The 4,176-nt window shown below is 56.6% G+C and carries 6 protein-coding genes and 1 pseudogene; all 7 read right to left on the bottom strand.

The features are described from left to right. On the bottom strand, positions 1 to 368 hold a 368-nt coding region (locus JUK32_RS02370; protein WP_204137250.1), incomplete at its 3' end, for a DNA adenine methylase. Between the two features lie 139 nt (positions 369 to 507). Continuing rightward, positions 508 to 1,440, bottom strand: coding sequence for a hypothetical protein (locus JUK32_RS02365; RefSeq protein ID WP_204137249.1), 933 nt, complete (start codon positions 1,438 to 1,440; stop codon positions 508 to 510). After that, positions 1,437 to 1,721: a hypothetical protein gene (locus JUK32_RS02360; RefSeq protein WP_204137248.1), complete on the bottom strand. Its 285-nt coding sequence runs from the start codon at positions 1,719 to 1,721 to the stop codon at positions 1,437 to 1,439. The genes JUK32_RS02365 and JUK32_RS02360 overlap by 4 nt, the downstream gene beginning before the upstream one ends. Before the next feature lie 55 nt (positions 1,722 to 1,776). Beyond that, on the bottom strand, positions 1,777 to 2,019 hold the full coding sequence (locus JUK32_RS02355) for a hypothetical protein (RefSeq protein ID WP_204137247.1): 243 nt from the start codon (positions 2,017 to 2,019) through the stop codon (positions 1,777 to 1,779). Beyond that, positions 2,016 to 2,462, bottom strand: coding sequence for a hypothetical protein (locus tag JUK32_RS02350; RefSeq protein WP_204137246.1), 447 nt, complete (start codon positions 2,460 to 2,462; stop codon positions 2,016 to 2,018). Before JUK32_RS02350 ends, JUK32_RS02355 begins: the two co-directional genes overlap by 4 nt. Continuing rightward, on the bottom strand, positions 2,455 to 3,123 hold the full coding sequence (locus JUK32_RS02345) for a hypothetical protein (protein ID WP_204137245.1): 669 nt from the start codon (positions 3,121 to 3,123) through the stop codon (positions 2,455 to 2,457). Before JUK32_RS02345 ends, JUK32_RS02350 begins: the two co-directional genes overlap by 8 nt. Before the next feature lie 801 nt (positions 3,124 to 3,924). Continuing rightward, positions 3,925 to 4,176: pseudogene (locus JUK32_RS02340) on the bottom strand (hypothetical protein); the annotation flags it as partial.

Here is a 4,176-nt window from a genome sequence, read left to right as displayed (position 1 = left end):
CGATACAGGCCGTTAAAGCAGGTTTTGTTGAGATAGATCAGTCGGGCAGCGCGATGGATGGACGATCGCACCTGGTGGTTCGCCCGTACCGCGTAGTAGTAGTCGCGGCAGTGGCGCTGTTGGTGCTGCCGCAAAATCGCGATAACGGCCTCCACATCATCGCGGACGCAGCAATAGACGTTAATCAGTTCGGGATTGAGGTCGCTGATGGTGGCTTGCTCACAGCGATCGCGCAGATGAAAGAAGACGGCTCCACCACCTAAAAACGGCTCATAGTAGCGGCAAATCCTATCTGGAAAGAACGGTTGATATTGGTCGATCAGTCGCCCCATGCCGCCCGCCCACTTCAGGAAGGAGCGAGGCAGCATGGGGGGCAGCGATCTTCGTAGCCATCTAATGAAAATCCTCGTGATTTCATGATTACAAGACCCCCCACCCCGTTCGCAAAGTGTTAGGGAACAAGCTAGCACCCATTCCCTTTAATTTATTCCCTAACAGTCTGGAGACTCAAAAGCCCTCGAAGAGACTCAACTGCACGGGCTTAGGGGGAGGAATGAAGCGGCCCTCGCGCTTCACGTACACCTGGCGAAAGTCGAGCGGATCCGAGATCGCCTCATCTTCGGGTTGAAGCATCGGCGTAAACTGACGCGACTGCCCACGGAGCGGACAGCATCTCCAGTGTCCGTTTTTGCCCACCAGCCGCCAGCCCTTTGACCTGGCCCAGCGACTCACGGCATCAATGAGCGCTAACTCCTGATCTTCGAGCATCACAAATTGCTCATCTGAGTGAGCCTCCTGCATCGCCTGATTCAGATTCCGCAGCAGACTACGCTCAATGATTTGGATGTGCTCCACAAACGGGAGGAATCCAGACCAATCAGGCAGTTCCGCAAAGACCTCTTCAGGCTTGAGCAGCGCATCATAACGCGCCATTGGACGCTGACGACTCCGCCGCTGCCTGCGCTGGGCGACGGACACCCGCAGGCGATCGCCCTCGAAATCTTCAACCACCCCGTTCACCCAGGTCTGAATGAGGCGCTGTCCTGGCAATTCATCAGGACGGCCCAGCACCCAGACGGCTTGCCCTGCACAGAATCCGGCATGGCTCTCCAACCGAGTCGGATACGGAATTTGCATGAGGGAGCGCACCCGACTGATCAATCTTTTGCCGGACAGCGTAGGTCTGCTTCGCATACTGCACCCAATCCAGACACGGGAAGACTTACCGCCTTTGCCGCAGATGCCAATCTTCCCAGGCCCTGAAGACCCCGAAAAGATGCCAATCTCGAAAGCGATCGCCGCCTTCAAGACTTCATCACTCGCGCCAAAGCGTTGCAACCGATGCCAGCGCCCCTTAGCGCCTTCAAAGTGATGCAAGAGATCCTTCAGGCGCTTATCGGCCTCTTGCTCCGAGATAGGTTGCGCGACTTGTGCCGTCATAGGTCGCCCTCCCACTCTGATTGCAGGTCAGCCGCGATTTCAGGCGGATAGCAATTCACGTAAACCCCTTCCAGTTCGCTCAGCTTTATCTCCAGAGCCTTGACCAGTTCAGGGTGGGCCGCCGCGACGATGTTTTTGTACTGAGCGGCATAGCCTACTCCGAAGATTTGCAGGGGGGCTAATTGAGCAGAGCCAGCTAGGACAGACTCGACCTGGGCGACTCTGCCGGGCTCGTTCTCGTCAACGTAGATATCAAGTCGGCATTCGGAGGGGATAGCCATGAACAATCCTCAATGTGGGTACAACAAAAAGGCGATCGCCATTCTTAGTCGGTGGTTAAAATTTGCTAGTAGCGATCCACTCACCGCAGCGATCGCACAGGAAGTGGCTCAAGCCGGGAATCTGAATCGAACCTTCGCAGCGATCGCCCGACTCGGTGCGATGACTCTTTTTCTTTTCTTTTGCCTTGCGTGGTCGAACGTCGGCCTGTGGCTTGGGAGGGGCCGTGAACTTCACAGCAGGCGTGACAGGTGCTCCAGGCGCGAACAAGTCCGGCTGCACGGTGTCAGGCTGTTTCACGCTGACCTCCTCGCCACTGGAGGTCGCGCTGCCGGGTGGCGCTGCTCAGCGAGCGATACCCCAGATAAGGCATCCCCCAACGCCGCCATCCCCGATGCAGGCGTAGGCGATCGCGCCGCCCTGAATGCCCCTAACTGCTGGCGAATCTCAGCACGGGCAGCTTTTGCCTCTGGCGTATTCGGGTCATAGACCGTGGTATCGGGCTGAAATTCTTCCAAGTCGGCCCGACGCTCACTCGTGGCCCTTGCCAGTTCGATGATGCGATCAAGGGGCGGGAAGCGAGGCTCACGCCGCATACATAACCGCACACCACGCTCAAACTGAGCATTGCTCAGGTGCTGAAATTCGCTGTAGTAGCACTCGCCCAGATCATCGCTAATGACCCGCCCGTAGTGCTCGCCCAGCAAATCAAGCCATTTTCCGAAAAATTCTAAATCAAGCATTTTGCGCCTCCTGTTGCGCTTGTTTTCTTCGCATCCGTTCCACAAACGACTGTCGGTCGATGCCGTACTTTTTGCGGCGAACAGGTATCTCGCCCACCCCGGCGCGATCGCGCTTCCGTTTCAGCGCCAGCCAGCAATAGGGCGTGGGATGGTCGGAGTCCGCCGCCTTGCCCGTGAAGAACCGGATGCCATCGGGCGGTGATGTCGGTTGCTGCCCTGCCTGCACCTGGGCCAGCTTGCTCTCGACGTAGTAGCTCAGTCCTTCTTCGACTTCGGCGGGAGTCATCTGGTGCTCTCCGGCCCACTCGCTAATCAGCCACGCATAGCCGCGCCGGAACGCTTGCGGGTCGCAGTAGTGCCCCCGCAGTTGGTTGATGAACGGTGCCCATTGCTCTCTCATGCGATCGCACCGCGCCTCAAACTCCGGGTCCAGCTCCAGCCGCCGCTCATAAGCGTCCGCTGCCTGCTTGGTCTTGCCCGTAGGCTTGCGCTTCTTGCGCTGAGACGCGCCGCGCCCAGAATTTTTGCCCTCTCCCGAACCTTCAGGCTCTCCAACCGGATTGTCGTGATGTGGTTTTGGGGAGTCCGGTATGGGCAAGCGGTCTTCTGGCTGTTCGGCTTGCTCGATTGGAATAACTTTTTGGGCAGCCGGGGGAGACAAAGTTCCCCCTTGGGGGGCTAGGGGGGGATCTGTAGTCTCTGAAGTAATCTCGGAAGTAATCTTAGGATCGAGGTCATTTGGCCTTTTGAAAGCGGCATTTTGACCTTCTGAAAGCGGCAAATCGGCCTTTTGCAAAAGGTCTTTTGGCCCATTGCAATCGTCTATTTGGCCGATTGCCGCCGCTGAAGGGGTTTGAGGCAATCGGTCATCTGGCCTTTTGGCATCGGCAAATTGACCGTTTGCCGCCTCAGTGAGATTGCCAGGGATGCAAATGGGTCTTTTGCCCTTGAATACCTCGAAGTGAGCTTGATAGATTTCATTCCATTGGTTTGCTAACTCCTGCGCTCTCTCTGGAATGAATAACAGGTGCCTGGTTCTGTCCTGTGGAATATAGGGGTTCCGCGTTGGCTGAATAACGCCCATATTTACCAGCCGTTTCATGGCCTTACGGATCGTCTTTCTGGTAACTCCAACGAACAGCGCGGCTTCTAACTCCGGCTCAGAGTGATGCTGGATCAGCAGCCGTTTATCGGGCTTGTCTGATTTGAGCAGTTCATCAAGCTTGTGAGAATGCCAATACTCGAAAAAGGACATGAGCTTAGCAGCGACGACATCTCCATTCAGGCTGTCTACCTGCCATTGATGAACGATCAACAGTGGGGCGTTCTGAGGGTGTTGGATGCATCCGGTCTTCATGGCTAATCTCCAGGGAAAATTCAGGGCTTGGCGTTATCGGCAAAGGCAGGGGTTAAAGTTGATTGATTGAGCGATCGCCCCCTAAAAGAGAGCGATCGCTAGTGGTCATGCCAAGCGGCGGCGATCGAGGGGAGCAATCGAGAACCCCCGATCGCTCAAAAACTTGTGGCAATCCCGGCCACCAGAAAACAGGCGCGACGGCCAGGGCGCTCCATTGGCCCAGATGTTGGCCCTGCTGATGAGCAACTTGGCAGGATATTGAACGCCGTCGTGTTCCACAGCCCACCGCAGCGGTCGATGCTTGGGCGCGTATTGCCACCAGTAGGTGATCGCTTTGAGCAAATGAGGGCGATCGAT

The organism is Halomicronema sp. CCY15110 (genome assembly GCF_016888165.1).
Classification (GTDB): Bacteria; Cyanobacteriota; Cyanobacteriia; order Phormidesmidales; family Phormidesmidaceae; genus Halomicronema.
This window is presented reverse-complemented; position numbering and strand designations above follow the sequence as displayed.

What these genes read in the sequence shown, in the direction of transcription:
- JUK32_RS02365 (WP_204137249.1), bottom strand. Translation starts at nt 1,440, where the DNA reads ATGACGGCACAAGTCGCGCAACCTATCTCGGAGCAAGAGGCCGATAAG.
- JUK32_RS02360 (WP_204137248.1), bottom strand. Translation starts at nt 1,721, where the DNA reads ATGGCTATCCCCTCCGAATGCCGACTTGATATCTACGTTGACGAGAAC.
- JUK32_RS02350 (WP_204137246.1), bottom strand. Translation starts at nt 2,462, where the DNA reads ATGCTTGATTTAGAATTTTTCGGAAAATGGCTTGATTTGCTGGGCGAG.